Here is an 18,977-nt window from a genome sequence, read left to right as displayed (position 1 = left end):
GGCGTGCTGTCGCATCCCGCCCGCTGCCTTGGCGACCGCGGGGGTCCACCCCCCGCCCGCCCTCGCCCACGGCGTCGCCCCGGCCTAGGCCCGCGCCTCCCCCGGCGACCCCGCCGCAACGTCCCGGCCCGCGTCCTCACCGCCCACCGCCCCCGCCGCGACGGCCACCCCTACGACACCCACGTCCTCCCCCACCGTCCCGCGGCCCCCACGCTCCGCCCGGTCGACCTCGACACCCTCCCCGACCTCACCGCCGAATCCGGCCGCGGCCTCTTCCTCATCCACGCCCTCACCGACCACGTCCAGCTCCGCAACCACCCGCTCCGCGGGGCCATCGTGAGCTTCGACAAGATCCTCAAGTGGCAGGACGGCGCGCTGCTGCGCGCTGCGTCCTGAGCGTGTCCGGGCGGGTGCCCGTCAGTCGGTGGTGGGGCGGCGGCGGGTGAGGAGGCGGAGGGTGGTGCCGAGGAGGAGGGCGGTGGTGCCGGTGATGGCGAGGGGGCGGGTGGCGGTGCCGGCGCCGGTGTCGGCGAGGTGGGTGGGGGTGGTGCCGGTGGCGGGCTGGGCGTGGTCGGCGGGGGTGAGGGTGCCGGTGTAGGCGGCGGTGAGCTGGGGGCAGGTGTACTTCTTCGCCGGGGCGGAGCCGCTCGGGAGGACCTCGGACCTGGCGGTGAAGGTGAGGCGGTGGTCGCCGCGCGGGGTGCCGGCGGCGAGCCGGACCTGGAGGGTGAGCCGCTGGCCCTGGGGGACCTGGTAGGCGCCGGTGTCGACCGGGGTGCCGGTGACGGCGAGGGGCTTCCAGGCTCCGGCGCCCGCGCGCAGTTCCAGCGGGAGGCTGCCGCTGCCGTCGGCGAGGGCCACGGTGGTGGCGAGCTGCTTCACCGTGGCGGTGCTGGTGTTGGTGAAGGTGACGGCGAGTTCGCCCGGGGTGCCGGTGCCGCCGGTGGCCGGTATCGGGTCGGCGGTGGTGCCTTCCGGGCAGTCGGCGGGGGCGGTCGGCGCCGGGGTCGGCGTCGCGGTCTCGGAAGGCGTCCCGGTGGGTGCCCCGCTGGGTGCCCCGGTGGGCGTCGCGGGGGCGGTGGTCGGGGTGTCGGAGGCGAACGCGGGGACCGTGGCGAGGGCGGCCGGACCGGCGGTGAGCACGAGCAGGGTGCAGGCGGCGGGAAGGCGGGCGGGACGCATCGGCGGGCTCCAGCGGTGGGGTCGGGTGTCGCTCTCCCGGAAGACCACCGAGGGGCCCGAACGGTTGTCCGCGCCCCTCGGTTCATTTCACGCGGGATCAGCTGTGCGCGCCCGCCTTGCGACGGCGCAGGACGAACAGGGTACCGGCGCCCGCGGCCAGGACGGCGGCGCCGCCGAGGGCGATCGGCAGGGTGTTGGAGGAGCTGCCGGTCTCGGCCAGGTGCGGGCCGGCCGACGGGGAGGCGGAGGCGGTGGCGACTGCGGCGGGCACGGTGGCCGCGGTGGTGGCGCCACCGGCCTCGGCGACGTGGAACTCGCCCAGGTAGTCGTCGAGGAACTGGGTGCAGGCCTGGGGCTTGTTGTTGGCCGGGGTGGGGACCTTGTCGTTGTCGAAGGCGTCCGAGCCGGCCTCGTAGTTGGCGCCGTAGCGGCCGACCGGGGCCTTGGCGGTGGCGGCGATCCGGACCTTGTAGGTGAGCTTCTCGCCCTTGGCCAGCTTGAACTCGGGCGTGATGAGGCTCCGGTCGTTGAGCTGCGCGGGCTTCCAGCCGTCGCCGGTGTTCAGCTGGACGTCGAAGAACGCGGTGCTCCACTGGACCGGGACGTTGCCGTCGAACTCGTCCGTGACGTACAGGGAGTTGTGGACCACGGGCAGGTCGACGCCGCTCTTGTTCTCCCAGGTCACGGTGACCTCGGCGGCCGGTCCGCCCTTGACCAGGGTGGTCCCGTACAGGCCGGTGCCGGTGGCCTTGAGCAGGGCGCTCTGGTAGACGCCGCCGTGGCACCGGTTGTCGACGGTCGGCTTCGGCACCGGCTTGACGGTGGGGGTGACCGGGGCGCTCGGCGTGCCGGTCGCGGGGGTGCTCGGCGCCGGGGTGCCGGGCGCCGGGGTGCTCGGGGCGGTGGTCGCGGTCGTGGTGCCGGTCGGGGCCGGGGTCGGGGAGGTGATCCCGACGGCGCTCGCGGTGGCGGCGCCGGCCGTGGCGCAGAGGGCGAGTGCCGTCAGCGCGGAGGCGGCGAGAAGGCGGGAAGAGCGCACGCGACTAGCTCCATCTTTGGGCGAAATACAGGTGGTTTTGGGCGATTTGAGGCTTCGGCGCGGGCCGTCGGCACTGGTTCGCCCGCGTACCCTACCGGGGTGGGGTGCCGGTGCTCCCGGGCGGGGGCGGGAGGCAGGGTGCTCCGGTTGCCGGGGCGTGGGGGCCGCCGGACGATGGGGGCATGATGCACCAGATGCGAGCCGAGTTCGGCCCCGAGGGGGAGGCCGGAGGGGTGCGGCTGTGGCACGTGGTCCGGGGGTCGCAGAGCGTGGCGATGTGCGGCCGGGAACTCGATCCCGGGGCGCCGGTGCGGGAGGCGGTGGACTGGGGGCGGACCCCGGAGCTGTGCTGCCACACCTGCGGGGCGTACTTCCTGCGCGAGACGCCGTACCTGTCGGCCGAGCACCAGTGAGCGGCCGGGCGCTACGGTGCTCGGTATGGAGGAATCGCTGGTCCGGCCCCGGTCGCTGACCGTCGAGGCCGCGGGGCTGCGCTCCGGCACGCCCGGGTTGTCCGAGTACGTCGACCGGTTCTGCGCGCGGGTCGAGCGGGTGGACCCGCTGCTCCACGCGTTCGTGGCGGAGCCTGGTCGGCACGACCGACTGCGGGCGCGGGCAAGGGAGTTGGCCGCGCGCTACCCGGAACCGGCCGGGCGGCCGCCGCTGTACGGGGTGGCGGTGGGGATCAAGGACATCGTGCACGTGGACGGCCTGCCCACGCACGCGGGGTCCGCGCTGCCGCCGGGTGTGCTGGCCGGGCCGCAGGCCGTGGTGGTGGACCGGTTGCTGGCGGCGGGGGCGATGGTCGCGGGCAAGACGGTGACCGCCGAGTTCGCCGCGACCGCCCCGGGCCCGACCCGCAATCCGCACCGGCCGGGGCACACCCCGGGCGGTTCGAGCAGCGGGTCGGCGGCGGCGGTGGCGGCCGGGCTGGTGGCGTTGGCGATCGGCACCCAGACGGTGGGTTCGGTGATCCGGCCGGCCGCGTACTGCGGGGTGGTGGGGTTCCGGCCGACGTACGGGCGGATCCCGTTCGCGGGCGTGGTCCCGAACGCGCCGAGCTTCGACACCCTGGGCGTGTTCACCGCCGATCCGGCGGGCGCGGCACTGGTGGCCCCGCTGCTGTGCGAGGACTGGCGGCCCGGGGAGGGGGAGGCGGCGGCCCCGGTGTGCGGGGTGCCGGACGGGCCGTACCTGGAGCGGGCGGAGCCGGCCGCGCGGCGGGCCTTCGAGGAGCAGGTGGCACGGCTGGTCCGGGCCGGGGTGACGGTGCGCAGGGTGCCGCTGTTCCCCGACTTCGCCGAGGTGGTGCGGCAGTTGCAGGTCGTCAACCGGTTCGAGCTGGCCCGCAGCCACGCCGACTGGTTCGCCCGCTTCGGCGGGCTGTACCGGCCGGAGACGGTGGCGAGCATCCGGGTCGGGCAGGGGGTCGCGGCGGTGGACCGGGCGGCCGCGCTGCGGTTCCGGGAGGGGCTGCGGGAGCGGGTGGCCGGGGCGGCGGCCGCCGCCGGGGTGGACCTGTGGCTGGCGCCCTCGGCGACCGGCGGGGCGCCGGAGGGCCTGCACGACACCGGGAACGGGGTGATGTCGCTGCCGTGGAGCTTCCTCGGTCTGCCCGCGGTGAGCCTGCCGGCCGGCCGGACGGCGGACGGGCTGCCGCTCGGTCTCCAACTGGTCGGCGCGGCGGGGGCGGACGAGCGGCTGCTCGCCGGGGCCGCCGTGCTGGAGCGGGCGTTGGGGCAGCGGGCGTTGGGGTAGCGGCGGGTACGGGGTAGCGGGGGGTACGGGGTGGCGGCTCAGGCGAGCGCGGGGTCGGCCGGGTCGGTGGCGGCGGTGCGGAGCAGGCCCGGCAGGAGGCGGCCGGCCCGCTGGTAGGGGGCGTCGTCCTGGTGCAGGACGGCCTGGGCGTTGGCCGCCTCCAGGACGGCGATCAGCGCGAAGGCGAGGTCGTCGAGGTCGGCGTCGGGGCGCAGGGCGCCGGTGCCGCGGGCCCCGGCGAGGGCTTCGACGACGGTGCCGTGCCATTCCCGGGCGCAGCCGGCCAGGGCGTCCCGGACGGCGCCGGGGCGGGCGTCGAACTCGGCGGTGACCTGGTAGAAGAAGCAGCCGCCGGGGAAGACCCGGGTGCGGGAGTAGGCGAGCCAGCTCTCGCAGAGCGCGCGGGCCCGGGCGAGGCCGGGCGGGATCTCGGCGACCGGGGTGAGGACGGCGTCGGCGAAGATCCGGCGGGCGGCGCGGACGGTGGCGAGCTGGAGCTCCTCCTTGGAGCCGAAGCCGGCGAAGACGCCGCTCTTGCTGAGTCCGAGGTCGGTGGCGAGGCGGCCGATGGACAGCGCGTCCAGGCCTTCGACGGAGGCGATCCCGACGGCGCGGCGCAGGACGGCCCGGCGGGTCTCCTCCCCGCGCAGGACCCGTCCGTCCGTGGTCGGTGCGGCCATGGTGCGCCCTCGTTCCTCGTCGCGGTGGGGTGTCGCCCAGGGTAGTGGGTCGGTTCGTGGGGGCGGCGGTCCGGCGGTGGTCTGAAAACTGCACGAACGGTCGTGCTAATATCTCGCCCCGAGCAAGGAGCAAGGCCCAGGGAGCGCAGCACGCAGAGAGCAGGGGAGACCCGATGGACCCGGCCCAGGCACTGATCCGCACCGCCCTCAACCCCACCGCCCGGATCGCCCCCGGCCTGGCCGGCCGGGCGGCCTTCGAACTCTTCCGGCGCCCGCTGCGGCGCAGCCCGGTCCGGCCCGCCGAGCGGGAGGTCCACCACGGGGCGGCCCGCGAACCGCTCGCCGTCGACGGCGGACCCGTGGTCGGCTACCGCTGGGGCAGTGGCGAACGGCCCGTCCTGCTGCTGCACGGCTGGCGCTCCCGGGCGTCCCGCTTCGCGCCCTTCGTCCCCCGGCTGCGCGCCCTCGGCCTGAGCGTCCTGGCCTTCGACGCGCCGGGCCACGGCGACTCCGGCGGACGCGCCACCAGCGTGCTGGAGTACCGCGAACTGGCGCTGCGGCTCCAGGACCGGTACGGGCCGTTCGAGGCCGTGGTGGCGCACTCGCTGGGCGTCTGCGCGGCCTTCGGCGCGCTCGGCGACGGCCTGCGGGCGGGCCGGCTGGCGGCCGTGTCCGGGGTGTCCGAGGTGGGCTTCTTCCCGGCCGCCTTCTGCGCCGGACTGGGCCTGGACGCCACCGTCGAGCGGGCGCTGCGCCGCCGCATCGAACAGGACCTGTTCGCCGGGGACGCCGGGGTCTGGGAGCGGTACGACGCCGCGCGCCGGGCGGCGGAGATCGGGCTGCCGGTCCTGGTGCTGCACGACGAGGGCGACGACGTGGTGCCGCTCGGCCAGGCGCACCGCTTGAAGCGGGCGTACGGGGAGCGGCTCGACCTGGTGGTCACCCGGGGGCTCGGCCACCGCCGGATCGTCGCGGAACCGGCCGTGGTGGACCAGGTGATCGGATTCGTCGCCGCCGGAACGGGGGTCGCGGCCGCATGAGGATCGTCGAACTGCACGCGCGGGCCGTGGCGTCGGCCGTCGAGGTGGTGGCCGCCGTCCGGCCGGAGCAGCTGGGCCGGCCCACCCCGTGCGAGGGGTGGACCCTGGGTGCGCTGCTGGCGCACTGCGTCGGCCAGCACCGGGGCTTCGCCGCGGCCGCCCGGGGCGCCGGTCCGGACCTGTCGCTGTTCGCGGACGCCCCACCGGGTGCCGACCCGGCGGAGGACTTCCGCCGCAGCGGCGCCGACCTCATCGCCGCCTTCCGGGAGGCGGCCGCCGCCGGGCGGGCGCTCTGGCTGCCCGAACTCCGTGCCGACGAGCCGTTCCCGCTCGACCTGGCCGTCGGCTTCCACCTGCTGGACACCCTGGTGCACGGCTGGGACGTCGCCGCGGCGCTCGGCGGCACCGGGCGGCTGGTCGCGGCGGTGGACGGCGACGAGGAGCTGGCGGGCGCGCTGCTGGCGGTGACCGGGGCCGTCCCGGACACCCCGGAGTTCCGGGGGCCCGGCCGGCCGTTCGGACCGGGGCGGGCGCCCGGCGGCGGTGCGGGGCGGTTCGAGCGGGCGCTGGCGCTGCTCGGCCGCGACCCGGCCTGGCGCGCGTAGGCCTTGTCCGGCCCGGGGGTTACGCGTCGGGGCCGCGCCGCTCGTCGGGGAAGCGCGGTCCGCCGATCAGGAAGAACAGTGCGGCGGTCGGAAAGCCGAGCGCGGCGGCGAGCAACACGATGAACTGCCAGAACATCTTCCGCTCCTCGTCAGTCCCGGGCCGCCCGGGCACCCGAAGGTGGTGCCAAACCTGGACGGCCCTGATTGGCCGAATTGTCCAGTCGTTATCCGACGGTATGGCCGAATCGCCCCGGCTGCCACCGGAAACCGGCCCCGGCCCGCGCCACACCGGCGCAGGGGTCTGGGCGCGGGCCGGGGGTGGCGGCCACACTGTCGGGATGCAGCTACAGCTCGCAGGGGAAGCACGGCGGCCCGACCGCGAGAGCGAGGACTTCGCGGCGGCCTCGCCGGAGGCGCTGGTCCTGCTGGACGGCGCCAGTTCGCCGGCCGGTCTGGAGTCCGGGTGCCGGCACGGAACCGCCTGGTACGTCCGCCGGTTGGGGGTGCACCTGCTCGCCCGGCTGACCGACCGGGTGGACCGCTCGATCGCCGAGTGCCTGGCCGACGCCATCGTGGAGACGGCCGCGCTGCACGGCGGCCGCTGCGACCTCGGCCACGCCAACACGCCCGCGGCGATGGTGGTCGCGGCCCGGCGGCACGGCGAGTCGCTGGAGTACCTGGTGCTCGGGGACTCGCTGCTGGTGCTGGAGTTCAAGGACGGCCCGCCCAAGGTGATCGGCGACAACCAGCGCTTCCCCGGCGGGGAGGGGCTGCGCCGCCAGGTCTGGGCGACCGTCCCGGGGTCGGCCGAGCGGGCCGCGCTGCACCTGGAGTACGCGCTGGCGGTGCGCGCCGCCCGGAACCGGGGCACCGGGCCGTGGATCGCCGCCGCCAGTCCGCGGGCCGCCGAGCACGCCGAGACCGGCTTCGTCCGGCTGGACCGGCTGCACGCGCTGGCCGCCCTCACCGACGGCGCCTCGCGCTACACCGAGCGCTTCGGGCTGGGCAGTTGGGGGGACGTGCTGCAGCTGCTCGCCGAGTCCGGTCCGGGTGAGCTGATCGCCCAGGTCCGCGAGGTGGAGCGGGCGGACGCGGGCTGCGAGCGCTGGCCGCGCGGCAAGACCCATGACGACGCCTCCGCCGTCTACGCGTTGCTGTAGCCGGCGGAGGCGCTGCTCAGGCGGTGCTGCCCGGGCGGTGCTGCCCGGGTGGTGCGGGGTGGGTGGTGCGGGTCAGCGGTTCTGGCCCCAGCGGAAGCTGGACGAGTCGCCGACCTTCTGCACCCACGGCTGCACGTAGCGGGAGGGGTCGTCGCTGGTGGAGAAGCTGCCGCCGGTGATGTGGCCGACCCAGCCCTGGTCGCTGGTGTACGCGCCGGCTTCGCAGCCCTGGGTCCCGTTGCCGTGGTTGATCAGGTCGTACTGCACGTACCAGTGCGAGCTGTAGTAGAAGTGCACGTTGATCGAGCAGGTGCCCGTCCCGTCGTAGACGGAGTACGAGCTGGTGTCGATGGTCGGCCGGGCCTCGGCCGCGGTGGCACCGGTCAGGGCGATCAGCGGTGTCGAGGCGAGTACGGCGAGTACGGCGAGCCGCCGGACGGTACGGCGCATGGTGGGTTTCCTCCCGTGGTGGTCTCGACCAATTTGGCCAATGGTTCAGACCAATCGACATTATGGGGAGACGCTCGGAGCAGGTGTCAACACCCGTGCGACAAGGGGAGGATGGGACTCCGGAGGCTTCCGGTACGAACATGGCGAAGGGCCCGGACCGTAGCGGTCCGGGCCCTTCGGGTGTGCCGACGTCCGTGGGTGTCCGCGGGCGTCAGTGGGCGTCGGTGGGGATGGTGCCGAGGCGGCCGGCCTGGAAGTCCTCCATGGCCTGCTGGAGTTCGCGGTGGCTGTTCATCACGAACGGGCCGTAGTGGGCGACGGGCTCGCGGATCGGGAGGCCGCCGAGGAGGACCACCTCGAAGTTGTTGTCGCGGGAGTCCTGCTTCTCGTCGGCGCGGATGGTGATCGAGTCGCCGTCGCCGAAGACGACGGCCTGGCCCCGGTGGAAGGGACGGCGCTCGGCGCCGGCCGAACCGTTGCCCGCGAGGCCGTAGGCGAGGGCGTTGAAGTCGGCGCGCCAGGGCAGGGTGACCTGGGCGCCGGGGTTGACCGACGCGTGGATCATGGTGATCGGGGTGAAGGTGGTGCCCGGGCCCTGGTGGCCGTCCAGCTCGCCGGCGATCACCCGGAGCAGCGCGCCGCCGTCCTCGGAGCCGAGCAGCTTGACGCTGCCGCCGCGGATGTCCTGGTACTTCGGGGTGATCATCTTGTCCGAGGCGGGCAGGTTCACCCACAGCTGGAGGCCGTGGAAGAGGCCGCCGGACCGCACCAGGGACTCCGGCGGGGTCTCGATGTGCAGGAGGCCGGAGCCGGCGGTCATCCACTGGGTGTCGCCGTCGGTGATCGTGCCGCCACCGCCGTGCGAGTCCCGGTGGATGAACGTTCCGTCAATGATGTAGGTGACGGTCTCGAAGCCGCGGTGCGGGTGCCAGGGGGTGCCCTTCGGCTCGCCGGCCGCGTAGTCCACCTCGCCCATCTGGTCCATCATGATGAACGGGTCGAGGTACTTCTGGTTGATCTTGGCGAAGGCGCGGCGGACCGGGAAGCCCTCGCCCTCGAAGCCCTCGGGGGCGGTGGCGACGGTGAGCACCGGCCGCGGGGTGGCGACGGTCTGGTCCGGCGTGGTGACGCGCGGGAGGGTCAGCGGGTTGTCGACGGTCACGGCGGGCATGTCGGCCTCCTTCGAGGGGGGTTCTCTGGCCTACGTCCACGAGAATAGTTCAATCCTCAACAACAAGCAAGTTGAAACTTGAACTATGTGGTGACGAAGGAGCGCGGGGCTCCTCTCCCGGGGTGGGCCGTCCGTCAGCCGTACATCCGGCGCATGGTGAAGTCGACCATCTGCTCCACGGCCTTGGCGTCGAACACCATCCGGTGCTCGCCCTCCATGTCCAGCGCGAAGCCGTAGCCGGTCGGCAGCAGGTCCAGCACCTCGGCGCCGGTGACGGTGAAGTGCTTGGAGTCCTTGCCCGCGTAGCGGCGCAGCTCCTTGAGCGAGCTGAACATCGGGATCACCGGCGTCGGGGTGTTGTGCAGTGCCAGGAAGCCGGGGCGCTCGCCGCGCGGGCAGTGCACCTTCGAGGTGATGAAGATGGCCTGGAAGTCCTCGACCGCCATCGAGCCCGTGGTGAAGGCCCGCACCGCGTCCGCCAGGGACGGCGGGGAGGGCTCGGGGTACAGCGACTGCTGGGGTGCCTGCCCCTGGGTGCCGTACGCGTCCGGTCCGGGCATGCCGTTCATGCCCGGCTGCGGACCCGCCTGCTGCTGGTAGGGGTCACCCGGGTATGCGTTCTGGTCATATCCGTACACACGGACAGGCTAGCGGGAGCGCACCCGCCCGCGCTGGCGTCGATCCTGACAAGGAGTGGTCGCCCCGGCTTGTGGGACGTGACCACGTTCATACCGGATTCACCGCCGGGGGCTTGCCCAAGTTACCGCTGGGTAGCATCATGATGCCTACTGGTGGGTACGGGACGCCCGAAACGCGGCGGTCTCCCGGAAGCGACGAACCGGAGAAAACGGCCATGGGTCACTACAAGTCCAACCTGCGGGACGTGGAGTTCAACCTCTTCGAGGTGTTCGGTCGCGACCAGGTGTACGGCACCGGGCCGTTCGCGGACATGGACGTCGAGACCGCGAAGAACATCCTCAGCGAGATCACCCGCCTCGCCGAGAACGACCTCGCCGCGTCCTTCGTCGACGCCGACCGCAACCCGCCGGTCTTCGACCCGGAGACCAACACCGCCCCGGTCCCGGCCACGTTCAAGAAGAGCTACCAGACCTTCATGGACGCCGAGTGGTGGCGCCTGGGCATCCCGGAGTCCATCGGTGGCCAGGTCACCCCGAACTCGCTGATCTGGGCCTTCGCCGAGCAGATCCTGGGCTCCAACCCCGCCATCTGGATGTACTCCTCCGGCCCGGCCTTCGCCGGCGTCATCGCCGAGGAGGGCACCGAGGAGCAGCTCGAGGTCGCCAAGCGGATGACCGACCGCCTGTGGGGCTCCACCATGGTCCTCACCGAGCCCGACGCGGGCTCCGACGTGGGCGCCGGCCGCACCAAGGCGATCCAGCAGGAGGACGGCTCCTGGCACATCGAGGGCGTCAAGCGCTTCATCACCTCGGGCGAGCACGACATGTCCGAGAACATCATCCACATGGTGCTGGCCCGCCCCGAGGGCGGCAAGCCGGGCACCAAGGGCCTCGGTCTGTTCATCGTCCCCAAGTTCGACTTCGACTGGGAGACCGGCGAGCTGGGCGAGCGCAACGGCGTCTACGCCACCAACGTCGAGCACAAGATGGGCCTCAAGGCCTCGAACACCTGCGAGATGACCTTCGGTGCCAAGCACCCGGCCAAGGGCTGGCTGCTGGGCGAGAAGGTCGACGGCATCCGCCAGATGTTCAAGATCATCGAGTTCGCCCGGATGATGGTCGGCACGAAGGCCATCGCCACCCTCTCCACCGGCTACCTGAACGCCCTGGAGTACGCCAAGGAGCGCGTGCAGGGTGCCGACATCTCCCAGTTCCTGGACAAGACCGCCCCGCGCGTCACCATCACCCACCACCCGGACGTGCGCCGCTCGCTGCTGACCCAGAAGGCCTACGCCGAGGGCATGCGCGCGCTGGTCCTGTACACCGCGTCCGTCCAGGACGACATGATGGCCGCCAAGCTGCGCGGCGAGAAGGACGAGGCCGCCGAGCGCCTCAACGACTTCCTGCTCCCGATCGTCAAGGGCTACGGCTCGGAGAAGTCCTACGAGCAGCTCGCCCAGTCCCTGCAGACCTTCGGTGGCTCCGGCTACCTGCAGGAGTACCCGATCGAGCAGTACATCCGCGACGCCAAGATCGACACCCTGTACGAGGGCACCACCGCCATCCAGGGCCAGGACTTCTTCTTCCGCAAGATCGTCAAGGACGGTGGCCAGGCGCTCACCGCCCTCAACGAGCAGATCCAGAAGTTCCTCGGCTCCGCCGAGGGCGGCGACGCCCTGGCCGCCGAGCGCGAGCTGCTCGCCAAGGCCGCCGGCGACCTGGAGGCCATCGTCGGCAAGCTCATCGCCGACCTGACCTCGGTCGAGCAGGACGTCAAGAACATGTACAAGGTGGGCCTCAACACCACCCGCCTGCTGATGGTCTCCGGCGACGTCGTGGTCGGCTGGCTGCTGCTGCGCCAGGCCGCGGTGGCCCTGGCCAAGCTGGAGGCCGGCGCCTCCGAGAAGGACGTGCCGTTCTACCAGGGCAAGGTCGCGGCCGCCCGCTTCTTCGCCAAGAACGTCCTCCCGACCATCGCCCCCCAGCGGGCGATCGCCGAGGGCATCGACAACGAGATCATGGAGCTGGCGGAGGAGGCCTTCTAAGGCCTGCGCCCTCCTCTTCTGAACCGCCTGACGACACCCTCACACCGAAGGGCCCGGCTGCCACCGGGCCCTTCGGCGTTTCCCGTGCCGCCCCAGGTGCCGCTCCAGGTGCCGTGCAGGGCCTGGAGGGGGTCGGTGCGGGCCGCGCGCAGGGCCGGGTAGAGGCCGGCGAGGAGGCCGACGGCGGTGCCGATCAGGGGGGCGGGCAGGGTGGTGGCGGGCTGGAGGACGGCGGTCCAGTCCCGGGCGGCGGCCACGCCGACCACCGTGACCACGCCCAGGCCGGTGCCGATCAGGCCGCCGAGGGTGCCCAGGGCCGTCGACTCGGTGAGGAACTGGGCCGCGATGTGGCCGGTGCGGGCGCCCAGCGAGCGGCGCAGGCCGATCTCCGCGGTCCGTTCCAGGACCGCGACCAGCGTGGTGTTGGCGATGCCGACGGCGCCCACCAGCAGGCAGATCCCGGCCAGGGCCAGGAACAGGCCGGTCAGGTCGGAGGCCACCGTGTCCTGGAGGCCGTGCGGGTCCGGCGGCGGGACGGCGGTGAACGCGGTCGGGGCGTCCGGCCGCAGGGCGAGCGGGAGTTGGGCCGCCACCACGGGCGCCGCGCCGATCCGGGTGGCGACCAGGCCCTGGGCGCCGCGGTCCGGCTGCGGGGCCGGGTTGCCGAAGTGCTCCAAGGCCGTGCCGGCCGGGACGATCAGGCTCAGCAGGGCACCCGGCCCGCGCCGGACGTCCGCGTAGACGCCGACGACGGTGTACGGGAGGCGGTCGATGAAGACCGCCGGCTGGGCGTCCAGGCGGCTCACCCCGAGGCGTGCGGCGGCGGCCTCGCTGAGCAGCACCACCGGCTGTGCGGTGTCCTGGACGAACGGGTCCAGGGTGACCCCGGCGGTCAGGGTCGGCTCCATCGCGGCGACCGCGCCCGGGGTGGCGGCCAGGACGGACAGTCCGGCGCCCTCGTCGGGGCCGTCCGGGCGGCGGGAGAGCGTCGGGGTGCCGGGCACCGGCCACCAGACGCCGCCGGCCCGTACGCCGTCGATCGCGGCGATCCGGTGGTCGGCGTCGGCGGGGAAGTCGCTCGGCGGGTTGGTGCCGGGGGCGACGCCGTCGGTGCGCGGCTGGTCGGTGACGGTGACGGTGGTGGCCCTGGTCAGGCTGAACCGCTCGTCGATCCGGCCGGTGGCGGTCGCGGTCAGGCCCAGGACGGCGACGAAGGCGCCGATGCCCAGCACGGTGCCGAGCAGGGTCAGCGCCGAGCGGCCGGGGCGCTGCAGGAGGCCGGAGAGCGCCTCGGAGAGCAGGTCGCGGGGGCTGAGGCGGGAGGACGGTCCGGGGGGCGTGGGGCGGGCCACTCAGACCACCTCGGGCACGGTCAGGCGGCCGTCGCGGAGCAGGGCCCGGCGGTCGGCGCGGGCGGCCACGGCGGGGTCGTGGGTGATCACCAGCAGGGTGAAGCCCTCGGCGTGCAGGGCGTCGAACCGGTCCAGCACCGCCGCGGCGTTGGCCGGGTCCAGGTTGCCGGTCGGCTCGTCGCACAGCAGCAGGCTGGGCCGGTTCACCAGGGCGCGGGCGATCGCCACCCGCTGGCGCTCGCCGCCGGACAGGGTGCCGGGCAGCGCGTCCGTGCGGTGGCCGAGGCCGACCAGGCGCAGCGCCGCCAGCGCGGCGGCGCGGCGGGCGCGGCGCGGGGTGCGGTTGTAGACCTGGGCGAGGAGGACGTTCTCCTCGGCGGTGCGGTGCGGGAGCAGGTGGAAGGACTGGAAGACGAAGCCGATCCGGTGCCCGCGCAGGGCCGAGCGGTCCCGGTCGCGCAGGCCGGCGGTGTCGATGCCGTCCAGCTCGTAGCGGCCGCCGGTGGGGGTGTCGAGCAGGCCGAGCAGGTGCAGCAGGGTGGACTTGCCGGAGCCGGACGGGCCGGTGACGGCCAGGTACTCGCCGCGGTGGACGGTCAGGTCGGTGGGGTGCAGGGCGACGACGGGCGGGCGGCCGGGGTGGGTGCGGCCGACGCCGTGCAGGGCGATGACGGGCGGTGCGGCGGGGGAGTCCGTCGCCGGCGGGGTCACTTGCCGACCACCACCTGGTCGCCGTCGCGCAGCCGGGCGCCCTCGGCCGGGGTGACGGCCACCAGGCCGTCCGCGGTGACGCCGGTGGCGACCGGGACGGTGCTGCGGTTCCCGGCGGGATCCACCCGGGTGACGGAGGTCCGGCCCGCCGCGTCGGTGGAGACCGCGGCGACCGGGACGGCCGTGACGGGGGCGCCGGCCTTGGCCCTCAGGACGGTGAGGCGGACGTTCCTGCCGTTCAGGGCGGCGGGCAGCGGGGCGTCCGGGGTGATCGTGACCGGTACGTAACTCTGGCCGCCCGGCTGGTTGTCGGGCGCTCCGGCGGCCGGGCCCGCGGCGCCGGGGGGTACTGCGCCGGGCCGGGCGGGGCCGGAGCCCGCCGGCGCGCCCGAGCCGCCCAGGGTGATCACCTTGCCGGCCGGGGGAGCGGTGGTCGGGGCGCCGACCTGGGCGACGGTGCCGGGGGCGGTGGTGCCGGAGTCCTCGGCGAGCAGCTCGACGGCCATGCCCGGCCGGACGCCGGCCGCCTGGGCCGGGGTCAGCTGGCCGGTGACGGCCAGGCCGCCGCTGGTGAGCGACAGCAGGGCGCCGGAGACCGGCGAGCCGACCGCGCCGTTGACGGCGGTGACGGTGGCCGGGAGGGCGGGCAGGAACAGCACGTGGGCGGCCGGGACCATCGGGCCGTTGACGGCCTCGGCCTTGCCGAGGGCGGCCCGGTCGTCCGCCAACTGCTTCCTGGCGTCGGCGAGTTGCCGGTCGAGGTCGCCGGTGGGGGGCCGGGGCTGCCGGGGCTGCTGGGGCTGCTGGGTCGGGGCCGGGGTCGGGGGCGGGGGCGGTGCGGTGGCGCCCGCCTCCTTCTGTGCGGTGAGGCCGTCCACCGTCCGCCGGTCGGCGTCGACCGCCTTCCGCGCGGTGTCCACGGCCTGCTGGGTGGTGGCGCCGGTGGTCGGTACCGGGTAGCCGAGCGCGCGGTAGAACTCCGTCACCGCGGCGGCGGTGCCGGGCCCGTACGAGCCCTGGTCGTCCTCGCCGCTCCCGTGCCCCAACCCAGCCAGTGCGGACTGGAGTTCGGCCACGTCGGGGCCGGTGCTGCCCGGCTTGAGGTCGCGGTACGCGGGCACCGGTCCGGGCAGGGCGAACAGCGGCTGCCCGGACACCTCGGCGAGCAGCCTCCCGGCCACCGCCAGGTCCCCCTGCCGCACGCCCAGCTTCGAGACGAACAGGCCGGTCACCTCGGCCGAGGCCGCGGTCGGGACCACGTCGAACTGCGCGGGCGGGTACACCACCGCGCGGGCGACCGTCGAGGGCGTCAGCACCCGGCTGACCACCGGCGCGGTCAGCAGGCTGTTCGGCGGCGGAGCGGTCCGCGCGGCCCGCTCCGCCGGGGACTTCACCAGCGCCGCCGCCCCCACCCCGCCCACCGCCACCAGCGCGGCGGCCAGCGCCACCCCCAGCAGCGCCCGCCGCCGCCGCGAGGCCCGCGACGGGGCGGGCGGGGGAGGCGGCGGGTCGGCGGTGCCGTCGGCGGTCTTCGTCGTCGTGGTCAACTCATCCCTCTCCCCGAGGACTTCACTGGGACGAGTGTTATCACCCGGCGGTCGGGCGCGGGTGGGGGTTCCCGGCTTTTCGGTGCGCGGCGGGCCCGTGCGGCGCGGCCGCGGCCGGGGCTCCGCTGACGGTGTGCGACCGGGTCGGACCAGGGCGTGAAGAAGGGCCGGTGGGAGGCGGGTTCGGGATCGCGCCGGTGTTCCGAAACCGTTGCCCGGTCCCGAATGCCATGTCCGTGTACGGGCATATGCTCAAGGTGCGAAGCCGATCCCCCATCCGGCTTCGGCCCTCCCTCGACCCTGGAGCAGTATGTCGACCGCCGCCCGCCGGGCCTTCTTCGACCGGACGCACACCGACGATCTGATCGCGTTCCTCGGCACCTCGCCGTCCCCGTACCACGCGGTCGCGAGCGCCGCCGAGCGCCTGGAGAAGGCGGGGTTCCGTCAGGTCGCGGAAGCGGACGCCTGGGACGCGGCGGCCGGCGGGCGCTACCTGATCCGCGGTGGTGCGCTGATCGCCTGGTACCTGCCGGAGGGGGCGGGGCCGGAGACGCCGTTCCGGATCGTCGGCACCCACACCGACTCGCCCAACCTGCGCGTGAAGCCGGTCCCCGACACCGGCTCCGCCGGGTGGCGGCAGGTCGCGGTGGAGATCTACGGCGGGGTGCCGCTGAACACCTGGCTGGACCGTGACCTCGGCCTGTCCGGCAGACTCGCGTTGAAGGACGGCAGCGCGCGGCTCGTCCAGCTGGACGAGCCGCTGCTGCGCGTGCCCCAGCTCGCCATCCACCTGGACCGCCAGGTCAACGACGGCATGAAGCTGGACCGGCAGCGGCACGTCACCCCGATCTGGGGCCTCGGCCCGGTCGACGAGGGCTCGCTGATCGGCTACGTCGCCGAGCGGGCCGGACTGGCCGCCGAGGAGGTGGCCGGCTGGGACCTGATGACCCACGACGTCCAGCCCGCCTCGTACCTGGGCCGTGACCGCGAGCTGCTGGCCGGCCCGCGGCTGGACAACCTGCTCTCGGTGCACGCGGCCACCGCCGCGCTGGCCGCCGTGGCCGTCGCCGCCGCCGGGGGCGAGGTGGAGCTGCCGTACATCCCGGTGCTGGCCGCCTTCGACCACGAGGAGACCGGCAGCGAGTCGGACACCGGCGCGCAGAGCCCGCTGCTCGGCAACGTGCTGGACCGGACGGTGTACGCCCGCGGCGGCTCCCCGGAGGACCGCGCCCGGGCGCTGGCCGGCACCGTCTGCCTGTCCTCGGACATGGGCCACGCCGTCCACCCGAACTACTCCGAGCGGCACGAGCCGGGCCACCACCCGCTGCCGAACAACGGGCCGATCCTCAAGGTCAACGTCAACAACCGCTACGCGACCGACGGGGTCGGCCGGGCGGTGTTCGCGGCCGCCTGCGAGAAGGCCGGCGTGCCGTGGCAGAGCTTCGTGTCCAACAACGCGATGCCCTGCGGGACGACGATCGGTCCGATCACCGCGGCGCGGCTGGGCATCAAGACGGTGGACTGCGGCATCGCGGCGCTGTCCATGCACTCCGCGCGCGAGCTGTGCGGGGCCGAGGACCCGTACCTGCTGGCCAGCGCGATCAAGGCCTTCCTGGAGGGCTGAGCACGTAGCCGCGAAGGGGCCCGCCGGTCCGCCGGCGGGCCCCTTCGCAGCTTGCCCGGTTACTCCATGCCCGCCAGGACCAGCGGGAGGCGGCGCACGCCGTCGGCGACCAGCTTCACCGGCACGCCCCAGTCCTGCTGGTGCACGTGGCAGGCCGGGTACTCGATCTCCGGGTCGTCGTCGCAGGAGGCGGCCATCGCCGAGACGTGCAGCACGCCCTCGGTCACCTCGGCGGAGAGCACCAGCTCGCGGGAGAGGGCGGAGTCCGCGCCCGCACCGGAGACCAGCAGCTCGGGCGGGGTCGAGCTGACCAGCAGCCGGGTGGACGGGCCGTAGCGCTCGTCCAGCTTCTGGCCGCTCGGGGCCTCGAACACCACGTCCAGCCGCAGGGCGCCCGGGGCGACCTCGGTGGCCGCGCGCTGGGTGCGGTGCGCCACCGACTCCACCCGCACCGCCTCCTCCGGCAGCCGCAGCCGGGTCAGCCGGTGCCGGGCCGACTCGATGACCACGATGTCGCCGTCGACCAGCACCGCCCCGGAGGGCTCGCGCAGGTCGGTGGCCAGCGTGGTGACCTCGCCGCTCGCCGGGTCGAAGCGGCGCAGCGCGTGGTTGTAGGTGTCGCTGACGGCCACCGAGCCGTCCGGCAGCACGGTGACGCCCAGCGGGTGCTGGAACAGGGCCTGGTCGGCGGCGCCGTCCCGGTGGCCGAAGTCGAACAGCCCGGTCCCGACGGCCGTTTCGACCGTCCCCGTTTCACGTGAAACGAAGCGCAGCGCGGAGGTCTCCGAGTCGGCGACCCAGAGCCGCTCGCCGTCCGCGGAGACCGCGAGGCCGGACGGCTGGGCGAACCAGGCCTCCGCGACCGGGCCGTCCACCAGGCCCTCGTTGGTGGTGCCGGCCGCCACGGCGACCGTGCCGGCCGCCAGGTCGTACGCCCACAGCTGGTGCACGCCCGCCATCGCGATCCACACCTTGCCGTCGAACCAGGCGACGTCCCACGGCGAGGAGAGGTCCACCTCGCGGGCCGGGCCCTCGGTCGGCGTGCCCTGCCACCACTGGCGGCCGGTGCCCGCCAGGGTGGTCACGCTGCCGTCGGCCAGCCGCACCCCGCGCAGCGCGTGGTTCACGGTGTCCGCGACGACCACGTCGTAGTCGTGGCCCTCCGGCAGCAGCGCCAGGCCCTGCGGTTCGCTGAACCGGGGGTCGGCGCCGTCCACCAGGCCGCGCTGCCCGTCACCGATCCGGCGCACCACCGTCTCGCCGTCCTCGGCCAGCTCGACCAGCGAGTGGTGGCCGGAGTCGGCCACCAGGAAGTGGCCGTTCGGCAGCCGCACCGCCTTGCCGGGGAACTTGAGGTCCTCGCTGCTCGGCTCCGGCGGCACGTACGGGCCGTCGCCGCGGCGCAGCGTGCCCTTGGCCCCGTGCTCCGCCTCCAGCTCGGCCACCAGCCGGGCGATCGCGTGCGCGTGGCCCTCACCGGCGTGCTGGGCCACCACGTAGCCCTCGGGGTCGATCACCACGAGCGTCGGCCAGGCGCGGACGGCGTACTGCTTCCAGGTCGCCAGCTCCGGGTCGTCCAGCACCGGGTGGTGCACCTCGTACCGGGCGACGGCGTCCACCACGGCCTGGTGGTCGGCCTCGTGCACGAACTTGGGCGAGTGCACCCCGACGATCACCACGGTGTCGCGGTGCCGCTCCTCCAGCTCGCGGAGCTCGTCCAGGACGTGCAGACAGTTGATGCAGCAGAAGGTCCAGAAGTCCAGGACGGTGATCTTGCCCCGGAAGTCGGCGAGGGTGAGGTCCTTGCCGCCGGTGTTCAGCCAGCCGCCTGCTCCGACCAGTTCGGGGGCGCGTACGCGTGCACGAGATGCCATGGGTGTATCCAACCCCATGAGGGGTGGGGGGCATTCCGGGTGGGGGCCGCTGCGCGGGGCTGTTGGTGGGTGGGGGGGCTTTCGGGAGGGTGGGTGACGCC

The 18,977-nt window shown here is 74.4% G+C and carries 17 protein-coding genes and 1 pseudogene; 8 read left to right on the top strand and 10 right to left on the bottom strand.

Going from position 1 to position 18,977, the window contains the following annotated elements; genetic code table 11:
- Positions 1-396, top strand: a pseudogene (locus ACFXPX_RS39610) (hypothetical protein); the annotation flags it as partial.
- Between the two features lie 21 nt (positions 397-417).
- Here the strand turns inward: ACFXPX_RS39610 and ACFXPX_RS39605 are convergent.
- Both ACFXPX_RS39605 and ACFXPX_RS39600 read right to left on the bottom strand, forming a co-directional pair.
- Entirely contained in the window at positions 418-1,182 is a 765-nt protein-coding gene (locus ACFXPX_RS39605; protein WP_380644783.1) for a hypothetical protein, read from the bottom strand.
- A 97-nt stretch (positions 1,183-1,279) separates the two neighbouring features.
- Complete coding sequence (locus tag ACFXPX_RS39600) at positions 1,280-2,221, bottom strand: LAETG motif-containing sortase-dependent surface protein (protein WP_380644782.1); 942 nt, start codon at positions 2,219-2,221, stop codon at positions 1,280-1,282.
- A gap of 182 nt (positions 2,222-2,403) precedes the next feature.
- Here ACFXPX_RS39600 and ACFXPX_RS39595 point away from each other — a divergent pair, with 182 nt between their 5' ends.
- Together ACFXPX_RS39595 and ACFXPX_RS39590 are read left to right on the top strand one after the other, a co-directional pair.
- Complete coding sequence (locus ACFXPX_RS39595) at positions 2,404-2,634, top strand: hypothetical protein (protein ID WP_375896724.1); 231 nt, start codon at positions 2,404-2,406, stop codon at positions 2,632-2,634.
- A gap of 25 nt (positions 2,635-2,659) precedes the next feature.
- A complete protein-coding gene (locus tag ACFXPX_RS39590) occupies positions 2,660-3,979 on the top strand; it encodes an amidase (protein ID WP_380592104.1) in 1,320 nt (439 codons plus the stop codon).
- A 38-nt stretch (positions 3,980-4,017) separates the two neighbouring features.
- On the opposite strand, the gene ACFXPX_RS39585 is transcribed toward ACFXPX_RS39590, so the two are convergent.
- Complete coding sequence (locus tag ACFXPX_RS39585; protein ID WP_380530905.1) at positions 4,018-4,659, bottom strand: TetR/AcrR family transcriptional regulator; 642 nt, start codon at positions 4,657-4,659, stop codon at positions 4,018-4,020.
- Positions 4,660-4,832: 173 nt separating this feature from the next.
- Between ACFXPX_RS39585 and ACFXPX_RS39580 the strand changes: the two genes are divergently transcribed.
- The 3 genes from ACFXPX_RS39580 (at position 4,833) to ACFXPX_RS39570 (ending at position 7,464) form a co-directional block, all read left to right on the top strand.
- Entirely contained in the window at positions 4,833-5,699 is an 867-nt protein-coding gene (locus tag ACFXPX_RS39580) for an alpha/beta hydrolase (protein WP_380530903.1), read from the top strand.
- Positions 5,696-6,304: a TIGR03086 family metal-binding protein gene (locus ACFXPX_RS39575; RefSeq protein ID WP_380592102.1), complete on the top strand. Its 609-nt coding sequence runs from the start codon at positions 5,696-5,698 to the stop codon at positions 6,302-6,304. The genes ACFXPX_RS39580 and ACFXPX_RS39575 overlap by 4 nt, the downstream gene beginning before the upstream one ends.
- Before the next feature lie 338 nt (positions 6,305-6,642).
- Positions 6,643-7,464: an integrase gene (locus ACFXPX_RS39570; protein ID WP_375896737.1), complete on the top strand. Its 822-nt coding sequence runs from the start codon at positions 6,643-6,645 to the stop codon at positions 7,462-7,464.
- Positions 7,465-7,536: 72 nt separating this feature from the next.
- On the opposite strand, the gene ACFXPX_RS39565 is transcribed toward ACFXPX_RS39570, so the two are convergent.
- The 3 genes from ACFXPX_RS39565 to ACFXPX_RS39555 form a co-directional block, all read right to left on the bottom strand.
- Positions 7,537-7,914, bottom strand: a complete 378-nt coding sequence (locus tag ACFXPX_RS39565; protein WP_375896740.1) for a hypothetical protein — start codon at positions 7,912-7,914, stop codon at positions 7,537-7,539.
- Between the two features lie 211 nt (positions 7,915-8,125).
- On the bottom strand, positions 8,126-9,085 hold the full coding sequence (locus ACFXPX_RS39560) for a pirin family protein (RefSeq protein WP_375896743.1): 960 nt from the start codon (positions 9,083-9,085) through the stop codon (positions 8,126-8,128).
- A gap of 134 nt (positions 9,086-9,219) precedes the next feature.
- The gene (locus ACFXPX_RS39555) at positions 9,220-9,723 is read right to left on the bottom strand and encodes an SseB family protein (RefSeq protein WP_375896745.1); all 504 of its coding nucleotides are present in this window, start codon (positions 9,721-9,723) and stop codon (positions 9,220-9,222) included.
- 215 nt (positions 9,724-9,938) lie between these two features.
- On the opposite strand from ACFXPX_RS39555, the gene ACFXPX_RS39550 reads away from it, so the two are divergent.
- A complete protein-coding gene (locus ACFXPX_RS39550) occupies positions 9,939-11,768 on the top strand; it encodes an acyl-CoA dehydrogenase (protein ID WP_380530894.1) in 1,830 nt (609 codons plus the stop codon).
- Here ACFXPX_RS39550 and ACFXPX_RS39545 read toward each other — a convergent pair.
- From ACFXPX_RS39545 to ACFXPX_RS39535, 3 genes are read right to left on the bottom strand one after another with little or no spacing between them, the layout of a single operon-like run.
- Entirely contained in the window at positions 11,765-13,120 is a 1,356-nt protein-coding gene (locus ACFXPX_RS39545) for an ABC transporter permease (RefSeq protein WP_380644781.1), read from the bottom strand. The two genes, ACFXPX_RS39550 and ACFXPX_RS39545, sit on opposite strands and share 4 nt — an antisense overlap.
- Positions 13,121-13,831 (bottom strand): ABC transporter ATP-binding protein, encoded by a 711-nt coding sequence (locus ACFXPX_RS39540; RefSeq protein WP_380530888.1) that lies wholly within the window; start codon positions 13,829-13,831, stop codon positions 13,121-13,123.
- A complete protein-coding gene (locus ACFXPX_RS39535) occupies positions 13,828-15,378 on the bottom strand; it encodes a peptidoglycan-binding protein (RefSeq protein ID WP_380644780.1) in 1,551 nt (516 codons plus the stop codon). The genes ACFXPX_RS39540 and ACFXPX_RS39535 overlap by 4 nt, the downstream gene beginning before the upstream one ends.
- 310 nt (positions 15,379-15,688) lie before the next feature.
- Here ACFXPX_RS39535 and ACFXPX_RS39530 point away from each other — a divergent pair, with 310 nt between their 5' ends.
- Positions 15,689-17,002, top strand: a complete 1,314-nt coding sequence (locus tag ACFXPX_RS39530) for a M18 family aminopeptidase (RefSeq protein WP_375896757.1) — start codon at positions 15,689-15,691, stop codon at positions 17,000-17,002.
- 59 nt (positions 17,003-17,061) lie between these two features.
- Here ACFXPX_RS39530 and ACFXPX_RS39525 read toward each other — a convergent pair whose 3' ends face one another.
- Complete coding sequence (locus ACFXPX_RS39525; protein WP_380592094.1) at positions 17,062-18,876, bottom strand: NHL domain-containing thioredoxin family protein; 1,815 nt, start codon at positions 18,874-18,876, stop codon at positions 17,062-17,064.
- Positions 18,877-18,977 lie beyond the last annotated feature (101 nt).

Source organism: Kitasatospora sp. NPDC059146 (genome assembly GCF_042786665.1).
In the GTDB taxonomy this organism is placed as follows: domain Bacteria; phylum Actinomycetota; class Actinomycetes; order Streptomycetales; family Streptomycetaceae; genus Kitasatospora.
Note: the sequence above shows the minus strand (reverse complement) of the source record. Positions and strands in the feature narration are given on the sequence as shown.

Excerpts from the sequence above, each read along its gene's own strand:
- ACFXPX_RS39530 (WP_375896757.1), top strand. The coding sequence starts at position 15,689 with ATGTCGACCGCCGCCCGCCGGGCCTTCTTCGACCGGACGCACACCGAC.
- ACFXPX_RS39575 (WP_380592102.1), top strand. The coding sequence starts at position 5,696 with ATGAGGATCGTCGAACTGCACGCGCGGGCCGTGGCGTCGGCCGTCGAG.
- ACFXPX_RS39585 (WP_380530905.1), bottom strand. The coding sequence starts at position 4,659 with ATGGCCGCACCGACCACGGACGGACGGGTCCTGCGCGGGGAGGAGACC.
- ACFXPX_RS39525 (WP_380592094.1), bottom strand. The coding sequence starts at position 18,876 with ATGGCATCTCGTGCACGCGTACGCGCCCCCGAACTGGTCGGAGCAGGC.
- ACFXPX_RS39570 (WP_375896737.1), top strand. The coding sequence starts at position 6,643 with ATGCAGCTACAGCTCGCAGGGGAAGCACGGCGGCCCGACCGCGAGAGC.
- ACFXPX_RS39560 (WP_375896743.1), bottom strand. The coding sequence starts at position 9,085 with ATGCCCGCCGTGACCGTCGACAACCCGCTGACCCTCCCGCGCGTCACC.
- ACFXPX_RS39590 (WP_380592104.1), top strand. The coding sequence starts at position 2,660 with ATGGAGGAATCGCTGGTCCGGCCCCGGTCGCTGACCGTCGAGGCCGCG.
- ACFXPX_RS39550 (WP_380530894.1), top strand. The coding sequence starts at position 9,939 with ATGGGTCACTACAAGTCCAACCTGCGGGACGTGGAGTTCAACCTCTTC.
- ACFXPX_RS39605 (WP_380644783.1), bottom strand. The coding sequence starts at position 1,182 with ATGCGTCCCGCCCGCCTTCCCGCCGCCTGCACCCTGCTCGTGCTCACC.
- ACFXPX_RS39565 (WP_375896740.1), bottom strand. The coding sequence starts at position 7,914 with ATGCGCCGTACCGTCCGGCGGCTCGCCGTACTCGCCGTACTCGCCTCG.
- ACFXPX_RS39595 (WP_375896724.1), top strand. The coding sequence starts at position 2,404 with ATGATGCACCAGATGCGAGCCGAGTTCGGCCCCGAGGGGGAGGCCGGA.
- ACFXPX_RS39580 (WP_380530903.1), top strand. The coding sequence starts at position 4,833 with ATGGACCCGGCCCAGGCACTGATCCGCACCGCCCTCAACCCCACCGCC.